Raw genomic sequence first — 19580 nt, forward strand, 5'->3', positions numbered from 1 at the left:
ATGGCGACCAAGGACACCGGCGGCGGTCAGCAGAAGGCGTCGCGCTCGACCGAAGAGGTCGAGGAGCAGGCGCAGGACGCGCAGGCCGCGGAGGATCTGAAGGAGCGGCAGGAGAAGCTCTCCGACGACGTCGACTCCGTGCTGGACGAAATCGACGACGTGCTCGAGGAGAACGCGGAGGACTTCGTGAGGTCGTTCGTCCAGAAGGGCGGGCAGTAAAGCGCGTCTTCTCCGTCCTGCGTCCCCGCGAAGGGGGCGCAGGACGGATGACTTCCATGGCCAGGGGTATGGTCCGTGCAGTATTTCAAGATCTGGTGGAAGGAAACGTGTGGAAGCCAACACTCGTAGCACAGGGCGTCTGCCGGCTGCCTTCCTGACGCCCGGCTCCTCGTCGTTCATGGACTTCCTGGGCGAGCACTCGCCCGAGCTGCTTCCGGGGAACCGTCCGCTGCCCCCGGTGCAGGGCGCCATCGAGGCCCCCCATGGCACCACCATCGTGGCGGTGAGCTTCCCCGGCGGCGTGGTGCTCGCCGGTGACCGCCGCGCCACCATGGGCAATGTCATCGCGCAGCGTGACATCGAGAAGGTCTTCCCCACCGACGAGTATTCGGCCGTCGGGATCGCGGGGACCGCCGGTATCGCCGTGGAGATGGTCAAGCTCTTCCAGCTCGAGCTGGAGCACTTCGAGAAGGTCGAGGGCACCGTCCTCTCGCTCGAGGGCAAGGCGAACAGGCTCTCGACCATGATCCGCGGCAACCTCGGCATGGCGATGCAGGGCCTCGCCGTGGTCCCGCTCTTCGCGGGGTGGGACGTCGACCGGGAGAAGGGCCGCATCTTCTCCTACGACGTGACCGGAGGGCGTTCGGAGGAGCGCGGCTTCGCCGCCACCGGCTCGGGCTCGATGTTCGCCCGGGGCGCGCTCAAGAAGCTCTATCGCCAGGATTTGACCGAGGAGCAGGCCGCCACCGCCGTGCTCCAGGCGCTCTATGACGCCGCCGACGACGATTCGGCGACCGGAGGGCCGGATCTCGCCCGCCGCATTTACCCGATCATCACCTCCATCACCGAGGACGGTTTCAAGAGGTTCGGCGAGGACGAGGTGTCCGAGCTCGCCCGTGCCATCCATGAACGGCGCCTCGAAGAGCCGGACGGCCCCCGCGCCGCCCTTCTCTGAGAGGACGGTCCAGCCGGAATGCATTCGCCATTGACAGAAGGGACGGACAGCCGGTGACGACGCCGTTCTATGTTTCTCCTCAGCAGGCCATGGCCGACCGCGCCGAATACGCCCGTAAGGGCATCGCGCGCGGCCGCAGCGTGGTCGTGCTGCAGTACGCCGACGGCATCGTGTTCGTTGCGGAGAACCCGTCCCGCGCGCTGCACAAGGTCAGCGAGATCTATGACCGGATCGCCTTCGCGGCGGTCGGTAAGTACAACGAATTCGAGAATCTGCGCATCGGCGGTGTCCGTTACGCCGATCTGCGTGGCTATACCTATGACCGTGAGGATGTCACGGCCCGCGGACTGGCGAATGTCTACGCCCAGACGCTGGGCACGATCTTCTCCAGCGCCGCCGAGAAGCCGTACGAGGTCGAGCTGATCGTCGCCGAGGTCGGGGAGGGCCCCGAGGACGACCAGATCTACCGGCTCCCGCACGACGGCTCCATCGTGGACGAGCACGGCTCGGTCGCCGTCGGTGGCAACGCCGACCAGATCAGCAGCTATCTCGACCAGCGCCACCGGGACGGCATGACCCTCGCCGAGGCCCTCAAGCTGGCCGTCGACTCGCTCTCCCGTGACAACAACGGCGGGGAGCGCAGCCTCACCGCCGAGCAGCTCGAGGTCGCGATCCTGGACCGCAACCGCCCCCAGAAGCGCAAGTTCAAGCGCGTCCTGGGCGGTCAGCTCTCCCGGCTCCTGGAGTCGGGGGAGAGCGCCGCGGCCTCGGAGGAGTCGTCCGACTCCGAAGGGACCGAGGAGTCCACCTCGGAGTCCGAGGACTGACCCGCCCGCCGCCGTTCGTTTCTCCGTCGCCGCCGTCCCGGGCCCACCCGGGGCGGCGGCGACGTCGTGGCGGCGACGCGACCCCACGGTCCCCGCGCCCAGACCGCGTCCCAGCCGGAGCGGTGGCCCCGGGGCCGGTCAGGACCGTGGGGGAGGGGCCGTGGAACCCCGGGGGATCAGCTCGACGGGCAGCACGGTGTCCCGGGGCGTCTCGCCGTCCATGAGCGTCATCAGGGCCCGCATACCGGCCGCGCCCACCGCCTCCGCCGGGAGCCGCACCGTGGTCAGCTCCGGTTCCACCGCCGTGGCCAGCGCCAGATCGTCGAAGCCGGTCACCGAGATGTCGTCCGGGATCCGCAGCCCCAGCCGCCGGGCCGCCTTGCAGGCGCCCGCGGCCAGGATGTCGTCGTCGCAGACCAGCGCGGTCGGCCGGGGCCCGGGGCGGGCCAGGACGCGTTCGGCGGCCCGGCGGCCCTCCTCGACGGTCAGCCCCGCCGCTTCGGTGCCCAACGCGGTGCCCGGGACCTCGTCCATCGCCTCCGCCAGGGCCCGGGCGCGGACCTGGAAGGTCCAGGAGTCCACCGCCGCCGCGAGATGGGCCACCCGGCGGTGCCCGAGCGCCAGCAGATGCCCCGCCGCCTGCCGCGCCCCGTCCGCGATGTCGAGGTTGACGGTGGCCGCCGCGGCCGCGTCGTCCGGGTCGCTGTCCAGCATCACCAGCGGCAGCCCGCCGCCGCGCACCGCGGCCAGCGCGCCGGCCGCCATGGAGGAGGCGATCACCCCGTCGAGCGAGGCGCGCGCCGGGTCGAACGGGTCCCGGGCCGGGCCCACGCCCTCGGGGGACGGATAGAGCACCACCCCGAAGCCGTGGTCGGCGGCGACCCGCTCGGCGCCGGTGTAGACGCGGGCGAAGAACTCGGTCGTCAGGGCGGGCACCACGAGGAGGACGGTCCTGGTGCGGCCCAGGCGGAGGCTGCGGGCCGCGAGGTTGGGGCGGTAGCCGAGATCGCGCGCGGCGGCCCGCACGGCCTCCACGGTGCGCTCGGAGACCCGTCCGGGCCACTTCTCGCCGAGCACCAGGGACACGGTCGCCTGGGACACGCCCGCCACCCGCGCCACATCCCGGCTCGTCGCCCGTCCCGCGGCCGGGCGTCCCGCGGCCGCCGCGCCACCCGGACCGGCGCCCGCCGCGTCCCCTGAGCCAGCCGTCGCGCCCCCTGAGCGAGCCGCCGCGCCCCCGCCCGGGCCCTCGCGCCGCGCGGGCTCACCCGTCCGGCCGGTTGCCCGGGAACCTTTCCCGGCGGCCCCCTCCGCCGCGTGGGCGCGGTCCGCGCTCGCCACCATCGCCTCCGCTCCCTCCGCCGCCACACGTCCCGCCGCGCGGCTGCTCATTTCGGCCCGCGAGTGGACCCGCGGTGGCGGCCATGGTACGTATGACGCTGGCAGTTATACGTACAACGTCACAACCGACCCGCGCCGCACCCGCGACGCGTTCGCGACAACCCGGAGAAATCGGCAGGACCTGAAACAGGACCCTGACGCAGGACCCGAAACAGGACCCTGACGCAGGACCCGAAACAGGATCTGGCAAGGAAGGGGCAGGTACATGGCGGCTGGCTACGGGGAACTGCTGCGCACCCCGCACGCGGCACGGCTGCTCATCGGCACGCTGCTGGGACGGCTCCCGAACGCCACCGCCGCCCTCGCCGTGCTGCTCTTCGCCCGCGCCGAGGGCGGCAGCTACGCCCTCGCCGGCGGGCTGTCGGCCGTCTACGGCGTGGCCAACGCGGTGGGCCAGCCGCTGCTGGGCCGGGCCGTGGACCGCTTCGGCCAGACCTGGGTGATGCTCCCCGCCGCCGTGACCTCCGCGCTCGGGATGGTCCTGTTCGCCGTCGTCGGGCTCGAGCCGCTGCCCGTGGCGTACGCCGCGATGCTGATCGCCGGTCTGTTCACGCCGCCGCTGGAGGGCGGGCTGCGGGCCCTGTGGCCCTCGGTGCTGCGGCGCGAGGACCAGGTGCACACCGCGTACGCGCTGGACGCCGTGGCCCAGGAGGTGATGTTCGCCGTCGGCCCGCTGCTGGTCACCCTGAGTGTGGCCGTGTGGTCCGAGGCGGCCGCGCTGCTGGTCATCAACGCCATCGGGGTCGCGGGCGCGCTCTGGGTCGTGGTCTCGCGGCCGTCGCGGCAGTGGCGCTCGGCGCCCCGCGAGGCGCACTGGCTGGGCGCGCTGCGCTCGCCCGGGCTGCTGGTGCTGCTCGGGTCGTTCTTCTTCATCGGGCTCGCCCTCGGCGCGATCGCGGTGGCCGCGGTGGCCTACGCCGACGAGCACGGCGGCGGCGTGGTCTCCAGCGCGCTGCTCTCCGCCCTCGGCGCGGGCGCGCTGGTCGGTGGCATCGTCTACGGCGGCCGCACCTGGCCCGGCGCGCCCGAGCGGCGACTGCGACTGCTGGTGGCCGCGCTGGCGCTCGGCTATCTGCCGCTCGTGCTGGTGCCGGGCGTCGTCATGATGACCGTCCTCGCCGGGGTGGCGGGGGTGTTCCTGGCCCCGGCGCTGGCCTGCGCGTTCGTCGTCGTGGACCGCCACGCGCCCAGCGGCACGGTCACCGAGGCGTTCTCCTGGCTGGTGACCACGTTCGTGGTGGGCAACGCGGTCGGCACCGCCGTGGCGGGGCCCGCGGTCCAGTTCGGCGGAGTGGCACCCGGATTCGCGGTGCCCGCGGCCGGTGGAGTGGCCGCGCTGGCGGTGCTGCTGGCGGCCCAGCGGTTCCTCCTGGACCGGCCACGCCCCGTCGTCCGGCCGACCGTTCCCCCAACACCGGATGAACCCTGTGCGGAAAATGATCGCAACCGTGCCGTCGAACCCGGTTTCAGAGCACGCCATCAGGCGTAATGTTCAGGCATGGACCGCCGCATTTTCGGGCTGGAGAACGAGTACGGCGTCACGTGCACATTCAGGGGACAGCGCCGGTTGTCTCCTGACGAAGTGGCGCGCTACCTCTTCCGCCGTGTCGTCTCCTGGGGCCGCAGCAGCAATGTCTTCCTGCGCAACGGCGCCCGCCTCTATCTCGACGTGGGCTCGCACCCGGAATACGCAACCCCCGAGTGTGACAACGTGACCGAGCTGGTCACCCACGACAAGGCAGGCGAGCGCATTCTCGAGGGTCTGCTCGTGGACGCGGAGCGTCGCCTGCACGAGGAGGGAATCGCGGGCGACGTCTATCTCTTCAAGAACAACACCGACTCCGCGGGCAACTCCTACGGCTGCCACGAGAACTATCTGGTGGCACGGCACGGCGAGTTCTCCCGGCTCGCCGACATTCTCATCCCGTTCTTGGTGACGCGGCAGCTGCTGTGCGGTGCGGGCAAGGTGCTCCAGACCCCGCGTGGCGCGGTCTACTGCGTCAGCCAGCGCGCCGAGCACATCTGGGAGGGCGTCAGCTCCGCGACGACCCGCTCCCGGCCGATCATCAACACCCGCGACGAACCCCACGCCGACGCCGAGCGCTACCGCCGGCTGCATGTCATCGTGGGCGACTCCAACATGTCCGAGACCACCATGCTGCTCAAGGTCGGCGCCACCGATCTGGTGCTCCGCATGATCGAGGCGGGCACCGTGATGCGTGACCTGACCCTGGAGAACCCCATCCGGGCGATCCGCGAGGTCAGCCATGACATCACCGGGCAGCGCAAGGTGCGGCTCGCCAGCGGGCGCGAGGCGTCCGCCCTGGAAGTGCAGCAGGAGTACTACGAGAAGGCCGTGGACTTCTGCGAGCGCCGCGGCATCCGCACCGGCATGGTCGAGCGCGTCCTCGAGCTGTGGGGCCGCACCCTGGACGCGATCCGCACCGAGGACCTCGACCGGATCGGCACCGAAATCGACTGGGTGATGAAGTACAAGCTCATCGAGCGGTACCGGGCCAAGAACAACATCACCATGTCCCATCCGCGGATCGCCCAGATAGACCTCGCCTACCACGACATCCACCGCCGCCGCGGCCTCTACTACCTGCTGGAGAAGCGCGGCCAGGCGGCCCGGGTCTGCAACGACTTGAAGATCTTCGAGGGCAAGTCGGTGCCACCGCAGACCACCCGCGCCCGGCTGCGCGGCGACTTCATCCGCCGGGCCCAGGAGCAGCGCCGCGACTTCACCGTCGACTGGGTACATCTGAAGCTCAATGACCAGGCACAGCGCACCGTGCTGTGCAAGGACCCGTTCCGTTCGGTCGACGACCGGGTGGAGAAACTCATCGCCGGTATGTGACCGGCGTACGGCTTACCTTGCCCTCGGGCCCCGTGCGTTCTCCGGACGGGGCCCGAGTCACGTCGTAGAGTGGCGCGCATTGGCCATCGCAAGATCTACCTAACGAGGACTCCGTGCGCCGACGCTCCGTACTCCTTGCCGTGCCCGCGGGCCTGCTGACACTCGCGGGCTGTGGTGACGACAAATCAGGGTCCGACAAGACCAAGCCGTCACAGGAGCCGACGAGCCAGAGTCCCTCACCGGCCCCCAGCGGCAAGATCGTCTCCGGACCGGTGCCGCCCATTACCGCCGGTAAGAAGTTCGGTGAGAAGCCGAAGGTGGCCAAGGGCACGGGTAAGCCGCCGCACGATCTCGCGGTCAAGACGATCAGCCAAGGGGACGGCAGGAAGACGGTCAAGGGGGATTGGGTCCAGATCAACTACCTGGCGCAGATCTGGGACACCGGGAAGGTCATCGACAACACCTTCGACAAGAAGAAGACCGCCGCCTTCCCGATCGGCAAGGGCCAGGTCCTCCCGGGCTGGGACCAGGGACTGCTGGGCCGGAACCTCGGCAGCCGGCTGGAGCTGGCCGTCCCGCCCGCCTACGCCTACGGCAAGCAGGGCCAGCCCCAGGCCGGTATCAAGGGGACCGACACGCTGGTCTTCGTCATCGACCTCGTCGATGCCTTCAACGCCAAGAGCTCGGCCAAGGGCCGCAAGGTCGAGCAGACCGACGCCGACCTGCCCAAGGTGTCCGCCAACACCGACGGCAAGGCGCCCACCATCACCGTCCCCAAGAAGCCCGCGCCGAAGAAGCTGGTCTCCGAATACGTCATCGAGGGCGACGGCCAGGAGGTCAAGAAGACCGACGCGCTGCTCGTCCAGTACAAGGGCGTGCTGTGGGACGGCGGCAAGGAGTTCGACTCCACCTACAAGCGCGGTGAGCTCGCCCAGTTCTCGCTGCAGCAGGTCGTCAAGGGCTGGTCGCAGGGGCTCACCGGCAAGAAGGTCGGCAGCCGGGTGCTGGTCGTCGTGCCCCCGGACCTCGGCTACGGCAAGGCGGCCCAGAAGGGCATCCCCGCCAACTCCACGCTGGTGTTCTCCGTGGACATCCTGGCCGTTCTGTAGCCTGTGCGGGTTGCCCACAACGTCACAAGGAGCAATTTCGTGAGCATCGAGAAGCCCGAGGTCGACTTCCCGGGCGGCGAGCCGCCGGCCGAGCTGGAGATCAAGGACATCTGGGAGGGCGACGGGCCCACGGCCAAGGCCGGCGACAACATCGCCGTGCACTATGTGGGCGTCTCCTTCAGCACGGGTGAGGAGTTCGACGCGAGCTACAACCGCGGCACCCCGCTGCGGATCCAGCTCGGGGTCGGCCAGGTCATCACCGGCTGGGACCAGGGCCTCCAGGGGATGAAGGTCGGCGGCCGCCGGCAGCTCATCGTCCCGCCGCACCTCGGTTACGGGGACCGGGGCGCAGGCGGTGGCCGGATCAAGCCGGGCGAGACGCTGATCTTCGTCTGCGATCTGGTCTCCGTCTGAGACGGCGGTCCGTCGCGCCGAGGGCTCCTGCCGATGGGCAGGGGCCCTCGGCTTTTGCCGCGCGTCCCGGTAGCGGTACGGTCACGTGCGTAAGGTCACGAAGAAAGGGCGTCGATGGCGATTGCCAAGGCCGAGCGGCTGATGAACCTGGCCCTGTGCCTGCTGGGAACGCGGCGCCCGCTGACCAAACGGGAGTTGCGGGGCTCCATAGAGGCGTACCTCCAGACCGACGCGGCGAACGACGAAGCGTTCAACCGCATGTTCGAGCGTGACAAGGACGATCTGCGCGAACTCGGCCTGATCATCGAGACGGTTGAGGGCCTCGACGGCGAGATCGGCTATCTCGCCCGCCGGGACAGCAACCGCCTCCCGCCGATCACCCTCGACGCCGAGGAGGCCGCCGCCCTGGGCCTGGCCGCCAAGGTCTGGCAGCAGGCCCGGCTCGCGGGCGCCGCCAGCGGCGCGCTGCAGAAGCTGCGCGCCGCCGGGATGCCGGTCGCCGAGGATCCGTACGACACACCGGGGCACAGCGCGCTGGAGCCGCGGATCCCGGTCCACGAGGCCGCCTTCGAGCCGCTGATGCTCGCCTGCCGCGACCGCCGCCCCGTGCTCTTCGACTACCGCAAGTCGAACGCCGCCCGCCCCGAGCAGCGGCAGGTCGAGCCCTGGACCCTGGAGTCCTGGCGCGGCCACTGGTATCTCGCCGGATGGGACCGCGAGCGCGCCGCCGAGCGGGTCTTCCGGCTCTCCCGGATCACCGGCCGGGTCCGGCTGCGGTCCGACGCGTTCACCGCCGAGGTGCCCGACCACGTCACCGTCCGGGAGACCGTGGAGACCTGGGCGGGCGAGACCGCCACCGGCACCGCCCGGATCAGGCTGCGCTCGGGCCACGGCTATCCGCTGCGGGCGAAGGCGCTGTCCACCCGGGCGGCCGGCGACGGCTGGGACGAGCTGGAGATTCCCTACGGGCACGGCCTGGACGCCTGGCTCGTGGAGTTCGGCCCGGACGTGGTCGTACTGGGGCCCGAGGAACTGCGGGCGGATGTCGTGGACCGGCTGCGCGCGGTCGCCAAGGGCTGAGGGGACGGATCACTTCATCATGGCCGGAAACGCCATTGACCAGACCCGGCGGATGCTCTCCCTGGTCACCTATCTGCGCGAGCGCCCCGGCGCCCGCGTCGCCGATGTCGCCCGGGCCTTCGGCATCAGCGAGGACGAGCTGATCGCCGACCTCGATGTGCTGCCGCTGTGCGGCACCAGCTTCCGCGGCGGCGATCTGCTGGACATCGACACCGACGGGGAGCGGATCTGGTGGCACAACCCCGATGACGTCGCCGAGCCGCTGCGGCTGGCGGCCGACGAGGCCACCGCGCTGCTGGTCGCCGCCCGCGCCGTCGCCACCCTCCCCGGGCTGCGCGAGGGCGACCGGGAGGCGCTGCTGCGGGCCACCGCCAAGCTGGAGGCCGCGGCGGGCGAGGCGGCGGGCGCCAGCTCCCGGCTCTCGGTGATCTTCGAGTCGGAGGGCGGCGTCTTCGCCGACGTCGACCGTGCCATCTCCGAGCGCCGCAGGCTGTGGCTGCGCTACTACTCGCCGGCGCGCGACGAGATCACCGAGCGCGAGGTCGACCCGATCCGGCTCTTCGCCGTGGGCCGCACCTATATGGAGGCGTGGTGCCGCCTCTCCGAGGCGCGGCGGACCTTCCGGCTCGACCGGGTCGTCGAGATCAAGCTGCTCGACGAGGCGTCCGATCCGCCGCCGATCGAGCTGCGCGATCTGTCGGAGCTGTCCTCCGCGCTGGTGCAGACCGGCGCCGAGGACCCCGAGGTGGTCGTCGAGGTCGGCCCCGGCGGGCGCTGGGTCGCCGAGTACTACCCGCACGACAGCGCGGACGAGCTGCCCGACGGCGGCCTCCGGATCACCCTGCGCGCGCCCGACCCCGGCTCGCTGCGGCGCCTGGCGCTGCGGCTGGGCAGGGACGGCCGGATCGTCTCGCCGCAGGGTCTGGCGGACAGTGCCCGGGACGCGGCGCGGCAGGCGCTCGCGGCGTACGGTGAGTGAAGGGACACACACGGTGACCACACGGGGGAGTGCCGCTTCGGTTGTCTTCAAGGCAGCCTGTCCGGAGTGCCGGGGCCGCTTCGAGCTGGCCGCGGGCGCGCTGCGGCTGGCGATCGGGGCCAGCGACCGCACCACCTTCTACTCGTTCACCTGCCCCGACTGCGGAACCATGGTGCGCAAACCGGCCGGGGAGCGGATCGTGGAGCTGCTCACCGGTGGCGGGGTGCGTACGCTGCGGCTGCACTCCACCGTCTAGGCTCTGGCGCATGCTCTGGCCGATGCTCGCCCTCGCCCTCGCCTTCTGCGGAATCGCCGTACTCGCCGTGCTCGCGGTGCGGGTCCACGCGGAGGTCCGCAGGCTGGCCCGGCAGGTGTCGGACAGCTCGCAGCGGATCACCCGGGCCGCCGAGGACCTGGAGCGGGCCTCGGCTCCGCTGGGGTCAACGGTCGACGCTCTGCGTCGCGAGTGAGAGCCGCTCTGCGTCGCGAGTAGGAGCCGCTCTGCGCCGCGGGTGAGTGCCGCTCTGCGTCGGGGGTGAGTGCCGCTCTGCGTCGCGGGTGAGAGCCCGGGCGCTCTGCTGTGCCACAGCCAAGCGGGGTACGCTGAGATTTCGCGGCCCTGGTAGCGAGGCGGAGGGCCGCAACCCGGAGTCCGCACGGGGATTGCTTCCGGTTTACCCCTGCGCGCTACGATCGCTGACAGCACGGCTGCCGGACACCTGTCCGACCGGTCGGGCAGCCCCACCCCCAGCCGCCTCGGTGAGAAGGAAGACGCTTATGCTGTTCGGAAAGATCGGCGTTCCCGAGATTCTCCTCATCCTTGTCGTCGTGCTGCTGCTGTTCGGTGCCAAGAAGCTCCCGGACATGGCCCGCTCGCTGGGCAAGTCGGCCCGGATCCTCAAGAGCGAGGCGAAGGCGATGAAGTCGGATGGTCAGCAGCAGCAGACCGCGCCGACCGACCCGCCCCAGCCCGGCCAGGACGAGTCCCACCGTACGATCCAGGCCGCGCCCGGAGACGTGACCAGCTCGCGTCCGGTGTCGGAGCCGAGCGACACCACCAAGCGCTGACCCAGGGCCACTTGACGGCGGCAGTGGAAGGCCGCCATCGGACGCACGAGATGAGGACGTGGGTTGCTCAAGTCTGCCCGCAAGAAGGAGAAGGACCCTGAGGGGCGGATGCCCCTGGCCGAGCACCTGCGTGAGCTGCGCAACAGGTTGCTCAAGTCGGTCCTGGCGATCTGCGTGGTCACGATCGTCGCGATGTTCTACTACAAGGACATCGCCCAATTCCTGATGCAGCCGGTGCTGGACGCCGTCGGCTGTGGCGGGGTCTCACTGTCCGATCTCTCGGGCAACGGGGGCAAGGGGCACGACTGCGCCTACTTCACCGTGAACGGTCTGCTGTCGCCGTTCACGATCATGCTGAAGGTCGCGTTCACGACCGGCCTGGTGGTGGCCACCCCGATCTGGCTCTACCAGCTGTGGGCCTTCCTCGCACCCGGCCTGCACCGCAACGAGAAGAAGTACGGCCTGTTCTTCGTCGGGCTCGGCGTACCGCTCTTCGTCTGTGGCGCGTACTTCGCGTACATGATCCTTCCGACCAGCGCCAAGGTCCTTCTCGGCTTCACCCCGGAGGGGGCCAACAACCTCCTCCCGCTGGACGACTTCCTCGATCTGCTCGCCCGGATGATCGTCGTCTTCGGGCTCGCCTTCGAGCTTCCGCTGCTGCTGATCCTGCTGAACTTCACCGGCGTCCTCACCGGGCGCCGGATGCTCAGCTGGTGGCGCGCCATGATCATGGGCATCACGGTCTTCGGCGCCATCGCCACCCCCAGCACCGACCCGATCGGCATGTTCGCCCTGGCCGGGCCGGTTGTCGTGCTCTACTTCGGCGCCGTCGGCGTCTCCCTGGCCAACGACCGGCGCAAGGCACGCCGCCGGGCCGCCGACCCGGACTTCGGCCTGAGCGACGACGAGGCGTCCGCGCTGGATCTGACCCCCGAGGCCGTCGCCGCGCCCAGCGCCCGGCCGGAGCTCACCGACGGGGACGACTCCGGCACCACTCGGCGCAACGGCTACGACGACGTCACCTAGCCGTCCGTAACCGCTTCCGGCGCGGGCGGGGCAGCCGTCCACGGCCCCGCCCGGCCCGGCGGGCCGAACAAAGCCCCGATAAAGATCGCGTGCGCTGTCGGAGGTGGCCGGTAGGCTCGTAGATACGATGACCGACGAGCTAACTCCCGCCGAGCGCTATGCGGCGTCCCGCACCCGGGCCGCCGAGCAGGCCACCGCGCTGGCCCCCTTCCGCGAGATGTACGACTTCGAGCTGGATCCCTTCCAGATCGAGGCGTGCAAGGCCCTGGAGGCCGGCAAGGGCGTGCTGGTCGCCGCTCCCACCGGCTCGGGCAAGACCATCGTGGGCGAGTTCGCCGTCCACCTGGCGCTGACCCAGGGCCGCAAGTGCTTCTACACCACGCCCATCAAGGCGCTGTCCAACCAGAAGTACACCGACCTGGTGAAGCGCTACGGCGCCGACAAGGTCGGCCTTCTCACCGGGGACAACAGCGTCAATTCCGATGCCCCGGTGGTCGTGATGACCACCGAGGTGCTGCGGAACATGCTCTATGCCGGCTCCCAGTCGCTGCTCGGCCTCGGCCATGTGGTGATGGACGAGGTCCACTACCTCTCCGACCGGTTCCGCGGCGCCGTCTGGGAGGAGGTCATCATCCACCTCCCGGAGTCGGTGACGCTGGTGTCACTCTCCGCGACCGTCTCCAATGCCGAGGAGTTCGGCGACTGGCTCGACACCGTCCGCGGTGACACCGAGGTCATCGTCTCCGAGCACCGCCCCGTGCCGCTGTGGCAGCACGTGCTGGCCGGCCGCCGGATGTACGACCTGTTCGAGGAGAAGAGCGGCCGGGACGGCGACCAGAGCGGGCGCCGCGAGGTCAACCCCGATCTCGTCCGGCTGGCCCGGATGGAGAGCAGCCGCCCCACCTTCGGCCGCGACAAGCGCCGCGGCCGCAATATGCGCGAGGCCGACCGGGAGCGCGAGCGCCGTCAGCGCAGCCGGATCTGGACCCCCGGCCGGGCCGAGGTGATCGACCGGCTCGACTCCGAGGGACTGCTGCCCGCCATCACCTTCATCTTCAGCCGGGCCGGCTGCCAGGCCGCCGTCCAGCAGTGTCTCCACGCGGGGCTGCGGCTCAACGACGAGGCGGCGCGCGCCCGGGTGCGGGCCCTCGTCGAGGAGCGCACCGCCGGGATCCCCGACGAAGACCTCCATGTGCTGGGGTACTTCGAATGGCTGGAGGGCCTGGAGCGGGGCATCGCGGCCCACCACGCCGGAATGCTCCCCACCTTCAAGGAAGTTGTCGAGGAGCTCTTCGTCCGCGGCCTGGTCAAGGCGGTCTTCGCCACCGAGACCCTCGCGCTCGGCATCAACATGCCCGCCCGTTCGGTGGTGTTGGAGAAGCTCGTCAAGTGGAACGGCGAGCAGCACGCGGACATCACCCCCGGTGAGTACACCCAGTTGACCGGCCGGGCCGGGCGGCGCGGTATCGATGTCGAGGGCCATGCGGTGGTGCTGTGGCAGCGCACCATGGACCCCGCGGCGCTCGCCGGGCTGGCCGGCACCCGGACGTATCCGCTGCGTTCCTCCTTCAAGCCGTCGTACAACATGGCGGTCAACCTCGTCTCCCAGTTCGGGCGGCACCGCTCGCGCGAGCTGCTGGAGACCTCCTTCGCGCAGTTCCAGGCCGACAAGGCGGTCGTCGGCATCTCCCGTCAGGTGCAGCGCAACGAGGAGGGGTTGGAGGGCTACCGCGCCTCCATGACCTGCCATCTGGGCGACTTCGACGAGTACGCCCGGCTGCGCCGCGAGCTCAAGGACCGCGAGACCGAGCTGGCCAAGCAGGGTGCGGCCCAGCGGCGCGCGGCCGCCGCGGTCGCCCTGGAGAAGCTCCGCCCCGGTGATGTCATCCATGTGCCCACCGGCAAGTTCGCCGGGCTCGCACTGGTGCTGGACCCCGGGCTGCCCGCCGGGCGGGTCGGCGGCCACCGCGGCATGGAGTACCACGACGGGCCGCGGCCCCTGGTGCTCACCGCCGAGCGGCAGGTCAAGCGGCTGGCGTCGATCGACTTCCCCGTCCCGGTCGAGCCGCTGGACCGGATGCGGATCCCCAAGTCGTTCAATCCGCGCAGCCCCCAGTCCCGCCGCGATCTGGCCTCCGCGCTGCGCAGCAAGGCCGGTCACCACGATGTGGGGCGCCGCCGCAAGGAGCGCTCGGCCGCCGCCGACGACACCGAGATCGCCCGGCTGCGCGCGGCCATCCGCGCCCACCCCTGCCACGGCTGCAGCGACCGCGAGGACCACGCCCGCTGGGGCGAGCGCTACCAGCGGCTGCTGCGCGACACCCGGCAGCTGGAGCGGCGCATCGAGGGCCGGACGAACACCATCGCCCGCACCTTCGACCGGATCTGCTCCCTGCTGAGCGAGCTCGGCTATCTGCGCGGCGACGAGGTCACGGACGTGGGGAAGCGGCTGGCGCGGCTGTACGGCGAGCTGGACCTGCTGGCCAGCGAATGCCTGCGCGAGGGCGTCTGGGAGGGGCTGCCCCCCGCCGAGCTGGCGGCCTGCGCCTCCGCGCTCGTCTACGAGGCGCGGACGGCCGATGACGCGCTGCCGCCCAAACTGCCCCCGGGCCGGGCCAAGGACGCGCTCGGCGAGATGGTCCGCATATGGGGGCGGCTGGACGCCCTCGAGGAGGAGCACAGGATCAACCAGGCGGAGGGCGTCGGCCAGCGCGAGCCGGACCTGGGCTTCGCCTGGGCCGCCTACCGCTGGGCGTCCGGCCATGGGCTCGACGAGGTGCTGCGGGACATCGACATGCCGGCCGGGGACTTCGTGCGCTGGACCAAGCAACTGATCGATGTGCTCGGCCAGATCGCCGCGGCGGCCCCGGAGGGCTCGGTGGCCCGGAGCGCCCGCCGTGCGGTCGACGGGCTGCTGCGCGGGGTCGTGGCGTACTCCTCGGTCGGCTGAGCCGGTCGTCGGCCTGAGCCGGTCGCCGGCCTGAGCCGGTCCCTCGCTTCGGCGGGCTCAGGCCGGGTCGTAGGTGAAGGGGAGGGTGTTGCTGTTGCCCGCGGGGGTGTGGAGCTGGACATTGACCGTTCCGGCCGCGTGGGCCGGAGTCGTCGCCACGACCAGGGCGTCCGAGAGCACGCTGAAGGAGGCCGGGATTCCGCCGAAGGTCACGGCGTCGGTGTAGGTGAGGTTGGAGCCGTTGATCGTGACGGAGTCGCCGCCCGACTCCGAGCCCTGGTTGGGGATGAGCGACGTGATGACCGGAGCGCCGAGGTAGGTGTAGTACGGGCTCCCGGGGCCCAGCGTGCTGGTGCCGCCCGGTGTGGTCACGGTGACCACGACCGTGCCGGTTCCGGCGGGAGCGGTCACCGTCAGCTGATTGTCGGAGATCACGGTGAGGCCGGTGGCGAGGTTGGGGCCGAAGTGGACAGCGCTGGCCAGGGCCAGGTTGCTGCCGATGATGGTGACGGTGTTGCCGCCGGCGTCCGAACCGAACTGCGGGCTCACCCCGATGACGACGGGGGCGGCGACATAGACGTACGGCAGCGGATTGCTGGTGCCCCCCGGCGTGGTGACGGTCACGTTCACCACGGACGCCGGCCCCGCCGGTGCGGTGGCGGTGATCTGGGTGGGCGTATTGGTGAGGATGGTGGCCGGGGTGGCACCGAAGAGCACCTGGATGGCACCCGAGAGTCCGGTGCCGGTGATGGTGACTATGTTGCCGCCGGAGGTGGGTCCTGAGGTGGGGTTGAGGTTGGTGATGGTGGGTGCGGGGGTGGCGGCGTAGGTGTAGGGGAGGGGGTTGCTGGTGCCGCCTGGGGTGGTGACGGTGACGTTGGTGGTGCCGGTGCCCGCGGGGGCGGTGGCGGTGATCTGGGTGGGGGTGTTGGTGAGGATGGTGGCGGGGGTGGCGCCGAAGAGGACCTGGGTGGCCCCGGCCAGGTTGGTGCCGGTGATGGTGACCGTATTGCCGCCGGAGGTGGGCCCCGAGGCCGGACTGAGCATGGTGAGCACCGGAGCCGCGACCGTCGTATAGGTGAAGAACACGTTCTGGGTGCTGGTGCCCGTCGGTCCCGTGACGGTCACCTTCACCGTGCCGCTTCCCGCCGGGGTTCTGGCAGTGATCTGTGTACTGCTCACGACGACCACATTGGTGGCCAGGTTGGAGCCGAACCTGACCACGGTGGTTCCGGTGAAACCGGAACCACTGATGGTGACAGGGGTGCCCCCGGCCGGATTGCCTTGTGTGGGGCTGACGCTGGTCACTACGGGGGCCATGATGCCCTTCTCCTTCTTGAGCCGTGCGGACGGCCGTGCCCTGACCGGCGGGACGTCGGCCAGGGCACGGGGGTCGGAAATCACCGTGTGCCATGCGGGGTGCTGACCGGGGTGACCGTGCGGGGTTTGCCCGCCGACGGTCGGTGGATCAGGTGACCGTGAAGGCGGCGGGCCCGGATGTACCGCCACAAGTGGTGATCGTGAAGGCTCCGGCGCCCGCGGCCGCCGCGGCGGGCACCGCGGTGACGATGGAAGTGTCGTCGATGGGGGTGAAGGGCAGGCCCGTGAAGGCGGTGGCGGCCGAGTCGGTGAACGTGACGTCGGTGATGCCGATGAGACAGGTGGCGCCGTCGATGGTGGTCTCGGTCCCCGCCGCGCCCGTGGCAGGGGTCAGTGTGGCCGCTGTCAGCGTCGGTGCGTTGTAGTAGTCGATCAGGGCCGTGCCCGCGGTCCCGGTACCGCCCGCCGTGGTGACCGTGACCTGCTGGGTGTCGAAGCAGCCGGCCGGGGTGTGGGCCGGGGCCGTGACGGTGACCTGGGTGTTGCTGCCGCCGGCGGCGAATGCGACCGGAGTGAGCGCGCCCACGTTGACGGTGCCCCCGGCCGCGAAGCCGGTGCCGAAGACCGTGAGCGCACCCCCGGCGGCGGGCAGACAGGTCTCGTCCAGCCCGGTGGTCGTCGGCCTCGCGATGACGAAGAACGGCACCGCGTTCGTCCTGGTCCCGTTCGACAGGTTGGTGCTGACCGAGACCTGACCCGAGCACGGCGCGCTGGCGGGAACCACGAAGGTGACCAGGGTGTTGGTGACCGACGTCGGGCTGACGACGGCGCCGCCGAAGTTCACCGAGACGGTGGTGCCGAGCGAAGTGCCGTTGATGTTGACGGTGGTGCCGACCGTGCCCTGGCTGGGAGTGAGGGAGGTGATGGGCATGGGTGTTCTCCTCTTTGATCATCCTGCTCTGGTGTGTGGGGTGTGCCGGGAGCGGGAGGGATGGGCAACGCGACCGTTGACCGCAGCGGGTTCCGCTGTGCGGAGGGGTGGGAAGGAGATGGACCCCACGGGCCCGGGACGCCACGGCCTTCGGCGGAGACGGCATGTCCGGTGGTGGCGACTTGAGAGTGACTCGTGCCTGGGTGCCGGCCGCAGTAGGGCGAGCCGTGCAGAGAACTGGTCGGCGCCGAGATCTACTGCGGTGCCGGAACTCTCGCTCGATGTGAGTCAATCAAAAGAGTGATAGGTGCGGAAGGTGTGAAAAAGGCGTGTGCGGAGCTCATATGACGATATGTCAAGGCTTCGCCGTCATCTCCTGTGAGCCGGAGTGCGCTCTCCGCCGCCGGATCGACGCCGGTACTCTGCCGTGGCTGCGGAGGCCCGGAACGCACCCCTGCCCCGGCCCGGGAACACGCAACGGCCCCGGCCGGATGCTCCCGGCCGGGGCCTGCTGGTCGTACGTGTCCGGTCGTACGTGGCGCGTCCGCTACGCCGCGGCCTCCTCGGGCCCCGACTTCTCCTGCTCCGCCTCGACCTGCTGGTTCCACTCGCGCTTCGACGCCTGCCAGCCGTCCTCGTCATGGCCGCGCCGCCAGTACCCGGAGATGGAAAGCCACTCGCGCGGGATCTGGTGCTCGAGGCGCAGATGGCGGCGGATCTCCTTCACGAAGCCCGCCTCGCCGTGGACGAAGGCGTGCACCTGGCCGGGCGGGAACTCCAGCCCCCGGACGGCCGCCACCAGTGCCTCGCCGACCGGCGCGGCGCCCCGGTGCAGCCAGCTCACCCGGGCCCCCTCGGGCACGGTGAGCTTGAGCTCCTCCGTCTCGTCCGCCACCTCGATGAACGCGTGCACCGGCACCGCGGCCGCGCCGCCCGCCCGGCTGTCGGTGAGCCGCTCCAGCGCGGCGGCGATCGCGGGCAGCGCGCTCTCGTCCCCCGCGAGCAGATGCCAGTCGGCCTCGGCGCCCGGGGCGTAGGCACCGCCCGGCCCCATGAAGTGGATCTCCTCGCCCGGCTGGACCCGCGAGGCCCACGGCCCGGCCAGCCCCTCGTCGCCATGGGTCACGAAGTCCACCGTCAGCTCGCGGGCCGCCGGGTCCCAGGCCCGCACCGTGTACGTCCGCGTGACCGGCCACTGCTCGCGCGGGAACTCGGCACGGATCCGCTCCAGGTCGAACGGCTCGGGGTAGGTGGCGCCCCCGGTCGGGAAGAGCAGCTTGATGTAGTGGTCGGTCCACTCGCCCGCGTGGAAGTCGGCGAGGCCGCCGCCGCCCAGGACGACCCGCACCATGTGCGGGGTCAGCCGGTCGGTGCGCACCACCTGTGCGCGATGCGGCGTGCGCGTCTTACGGGCCGGACGGTCCGCCATGGCACCTCCCTGATCAATAAGAGTTAGGTTTACCTAACCTAACAGCTCACCCCTCGAGAGTGGACAGCAATCTGCGCAAAGATCCGCCCAATCCCCACCGTTCCGCGAGCGACTCCACGGCTCCGGGGTCGCGCGGTGACCGCGGCAGCGCCGGGTCGAAGGCCGGCAGTGCCACATCCGAGGCCACCCGCACCACCTTCGGGGCGACCTCGACATACGGGCGCGCCTCGGCCAGCCGCTTGCGCTGGGTGGGGGTCAGCTTGGCGGCCGGGTCGTCGACGGCGGCCATGATCCCCGCCAGGTCGCCGTAAGCGGCCAGCAGCTTGGCGGCGGTCTTCTCGCCGACGCCGGGCACCCCCGGCAGCCCGTCGCTCGGGTCGCCGCGCAGCAGCGCCAGATCCGCGTAGCCGCGGCCGTCGACCCCGTACTTCTCGCGCACGTAGGACTCGTCGATCAGCTGCAGGGTGCCCACGCCCTTGACGGGGTAGAGCACCCGCACCCCGCGCTCGTCGTCCACCAGCTGGAACAGATCGCGGTCGCCGGTGACGATGTCGACCGGGCCGCCCGCCCGGCCCGTGAGCGTGCCGATCACATCGTCGGCCTCGTAGTCCGCGGCGCCCACCCGCGCGATGCCGATCGCGTCGAGCACCTCGTCGATCACCGGGACCTGCGGGGAGAGGGTGTCCGGCACCTCCTCCTGGTCCACCCCGGCGCCCTCCGGGGCCTCCTCGGCGACCCGGTGGGCCTTGTAGGTGGGGATCAGCGCGACCCGCCAGGCCGGGCGCCAGTCGAAGTCCATACAGGCCACCAGATCGTCCGGGCGGTGGTCCTGGACGAGCCGGGCGATGAAGTCGAGGAGCCCGCGCACGGCGTTCACCGGCGTGCCGTCGGGGGCCCGGACCGAATCCGGCACTCCGAAATAGGCTCGGAAGTAGAGGGAGGCGGTGTCGAGGAGCATCAGGCGTCGCGTCACACCCCGATCATGCACTACCCGACGGACAGAACTCCTGGG

General features: G+C 70.8%; 19 protein-coding genes. 14 read left to right on the forward strand and 5 right to left on the reverse strand.

Annotation, left to right across the window (positions count from 1 at the left end):
* The 3 genes from J8403_RS34130 to prcA all read left to right on the forward strand — a co-directional run bounded on the left by J8403_RS34130 (position 1) and on the right by prcA (position 2001).
* A complete protein-coding gene (locus tag J8403_RS34130; RefSeq protein WP_059148607.1) occupies positions 1–219 on the forward strand; it encodes a ubiquitin-like protein Pup in 219 nt (72 codons plus the stop codon).
* 109 nt (positions 220–328) lie between these two features.
* A complete protein-coding gene (prcB, locus tag J8403_RS34135) occupies positions 329–1174 on the forward strand; it encodes a proteasome subunit beta (protein ID WP_211126511.1) in 846 nt (281 codons plus the stop codon).
* Between the two features lie 53 nt (positions 1175–1227).
* A complete protein-coding gene (prcA, locus tag J8403_RS34140; protein WP_211126512.1) occupies positions 1228–2001 on the forward strand; it encodes a proteasome subunit alpha in 774 nt (257 codons plus the stop codon).
* Positions 2002–2139: 138 nt separating this feature from the next.
* Here prcA and J8403_RS34145 read toward each other — a convergent pair whose 3' ends face one another.
* Positions 2140–3120 (reverse strand): LacI family DNA-binding transcriptional regulator, encoded by a 981-nt coding sequence (locus J8403_RS34145; RefSeq protein ID WP_211126513.1) that lies wholly within the window; start codon positions 3118–3120, stop codon positions 2140–2142.
* 487 nt (positions 3121–3607) lie between these two features.
* On the opposite strand from J8403_RS34145, the gene J8403_RS34150 reads away from it, so the two are divergent.
* The 11 genes from J8403_RS34150 to J8403_RS34200 all read left to right on the forward strand — a co-directional run bounded on the left by J8403_RS34150 (position 3608) and on the right by J8403_RS34200 (position 14888).
* Positions 3608–4891 (forward strand): MFS transporter, encoded by a 1284-nt coding sequence (locus tag J8403_RS34150; protein WP_211126514.1) that lies wholly within the window; start codon positions 3608–3610, stop codon positions 4889–4891.
* A 9-nt stretch (positions 4892–4900) separates the two neighbouring features.
* On the forward strand, positions 4901–6262 hold the full coding sequence (pafA, locus tag J8403_RS34155) for a Pup--protein ligase (RefSeq protein ID WP_078640498.1): 1362 nt from the start codon (positions 4901–4903) through the stop codon (positions 6260–6262).
* A gap of 113 nt (positions 6263–6375) precedes the next feature.
* Positions 6376–7371: an FKBP-type peptidyl-prolyl cis-trans isomerase gene (locus J8403_RS34160; RefSeq protein WP_211126515.1), complete on the forward strand. Its 996-nt coding sequence runs from the start codon at positions 6376–6378 to the stop codon at positions 7369–7371.
* A 39-nt stretch (positions 7372–7410) separates the two neighbouring features.
* Entirely contained in the window at positions 7411–7785 is a 375-nt protein-coding gene (locus J8403_RS34165; protein ID WP_059148601.1) for an FKBP-type peptidyl-prolyl cis-trans isomerase, read from the forward strand.
* A gap of 114 nt (positions 7786–7899) precedes the next feature.
* Positions 7900–8865 (forward strand): helix-turn-helix transcriptional regulator, encoded by a 966-nt coding sequence (locus tag J8403_RS34170; protein ID WP_211126516.1) that lies wholly within the window; start codon positions 7900–7902, stop codon positions 8863–8865.
* A gap of 19 nt (positions 8866–8884) precedes the next feature.
* Positions 8885–9844: a helix-turn-helix transcriptional regulator gene (locus J8403_RS34175; RefSeq protein ID WP_211126517.1), complete on the forward strand. Its 960-nt coding sequence runs from the start codon at positions 8885–8887 to the stop codon at positions 9842–9844.
* A 13-nt stretch (positions 9845–9857) separates the two neighbouring features.
* On the forward strand, positions 9858–10100 hold the full coding sequence (locus J8403_RS34180) for a hypothetical protein (protein WP_211126518.1): 243 nt from the start codon (positions 9858–9860) through the stop codon (positions 10098–10100).
* 10 nt (positions 10101–10110) lie between these two features.
* Positions 10111–10314, forward strand: a complete 204-nt coding sequence (locus tag J8403_RS34185) for a hypothetical protein (RefSeq protein ID WP_211126519.1) — start codon at positions 10111–10113, stop codon at positions 10312–10314.
* Positions 10315–10624: 310 nt separating this feature from the next.
* Complete coding sequence (tatA, locus tag J8403_RS34190; RefSeq protein WP_059148647.1) at positions 10625–10912, forward strand: Sec-independent protein translocase subunit TatA; 288 nt, start codon at positions 10625–10627, stop codon at positions 10910–10912.
* Between the two features lie 63 nt (positions 10913–10975).
* Complete coding sequence (gene tatC / locus J8403_RS34195) at positions 10976–11938, forward strand: twin-arginine translocase subunit TatC (RefSeq protein WP_211126520.1); 963 nt, start codon at positions 10976–10978, stop codon at positions 11936–11938.
* A 127-nt stretch (positions 11939–12065) separates the two neighbouring features.
* Positions 12066–14888 carry a DEAD/DEAH box helicase gene (locus J8403_RS34200; protein ID WP_211126521.1) on the forward strand — a complete coding sequence of 941 codons (2823 nt, stop codon included), beginning with the start codon at positions 12066–12068 and terminating at the stop codon, positions 14886–14888.
* Positions 14889–14945: 57 nt separating this feature from the next.
* Here J8403_RS34200 and J8403_RS34205 read toward each other — a convergent pair whose 3' ends face one another.
* The 4 genes from J8403_RS34205 to J8403_RS34220 form a co-directional block, all read right to left on the reverse strand.
* On the reverse strand, positions 14946–16208 hold the full coding sequence (locus tag J8403_RS34205) for an IPT/TIG domain-containing protein (protein ID WP_211126522.1): 1263 nt from the start codon (positions 16206–16208) through the stop codon (positions 14946–14948).
* A gap of 148 nt (positions 16209–16356) precedes the next feature.
* Positions 16357–17139, reverse strand: a complete 783-nt coding sequence (locus tag J8403_RS34210) for an IPT/TIG domain-containing protein (protein WP_211126523.1) — start codon at positions 17137–17139, stop codon at positions 16357–16359.
* Between the two features lie 547 nt (positions 17140–17686).
* Positions 17687–18568, reverse strand: coding sequence for a siderophore-interacting protein (locus J8403_RS34215; protein WP_211126524.1), 882 nt, complete (start codon positions 18566–18568; stop codon positions 17687–17689).
* 46 nt (positions 18569–18614) lie between these two features.
* A complete protein-coding gene (locus J8403_RS34220) occupies positions 18615–19526 on the reverse strand; it encodes a 5'-3' exonuclease (protein ID WP_211128572.1) in 912 nt (303 codons plus the stop codon).
* Positions 19527–19580 lie beyond the last annotated feature (54 nt).

The organism is Streptomyces yatensis, from assembly GCF_018069625.1.
Taxonomy (GTDB): domain Bacteria; phylum Actinomycetota; class Actinomycetes; order Streptomycetales; family Streptomycetaceae; genus Streptomyces; species Streptomyces yatensis.

What these genes read in the sequence shown, in the direction of transcription:
- J8403_RS34130 (WP_059148607.1), top strand. Translation starts at nt 1, where the DNA reads ATGGCGACCAAGGACACCGGCGGCGGTCAGCAGAAGGCGTCGCGCTCG.
- J8403_RS34150 (WP_211126514.1), top strand. Translation starts at nt 3,608, where the DNA reads ATGGCGGCTGGCTACGGGGAACTGCTGCGCACCCCGCACGCGGCACGG.
- pafA (WP_078640498.1), top strand. Translation starts at nt 4,901, where the DNA reads ATGGACCGCCGCATTTTCGGGCTGGAGAACGAGTACGGCGTCACGTGC.
- J8403_RS34170 (WP_211126516.1), top strand. Translation starts at nt 7,900, where the DNA reads ATGGCGATTGCCAAGGCCGAGCGGCTGATGAACCTGGCCCTGTGCCTG.
- J8403_RS34175 (WP_211126517.1), top strand. Translation starts at nt 8,885, where the DNA reads ATGGCCGGAAACGCCATTGACCAGACCCGGCGGATGCTCTCCCTGGTC.
- J8403_RS34185 (WP_211126519.1), top strand. Translation starts at nt 10,111, where the DNA reads ATGCTCTGGCCGATGCTCGCCCTCGCCCTCGCCTTCTGCGGAATCGCC.
- J8403_RS34200 (WP_211126521.1), top strand. Translation starts at nt 12,066, where the DNA reads ATGACCGACGAGCTAACTCCCGCCGAGCGCTATGCGGCGTCCCGCACC.
- J8403_RS34205 (WP_211126522.1), bottom strand. Translation starts at nt 16,208, where the DNA reads ATGGCCCCCGTAGTGACCAGCGTCAGCCCCACACAAGGCAATCCGGCC.
- J8403_RS34210 (WP_211126523.1), bottom strand. Translation starts at nt 17,139, where the DNA reads ATGCCCATCACCTCCCTCACTCCCAGCCAGGGCACGGTCGGCACCACC.
- J8403_RS34215 (WP_211126524.1), bottom strand. Translation starts at nt 18,568, where the DNA reads ATGGCGGACCGTCCGGCCCGTAAGACGCGCACGCCGCATCGCGCACAG.
- J8403_RS34220 (WP_211128572.1), bottom strand. Translation starts at nt 19,526, where the DNA reads ATGCTCCTCGACACCGCCTCCCTCTACTTCCGAGCCTATTTCGGAGTG.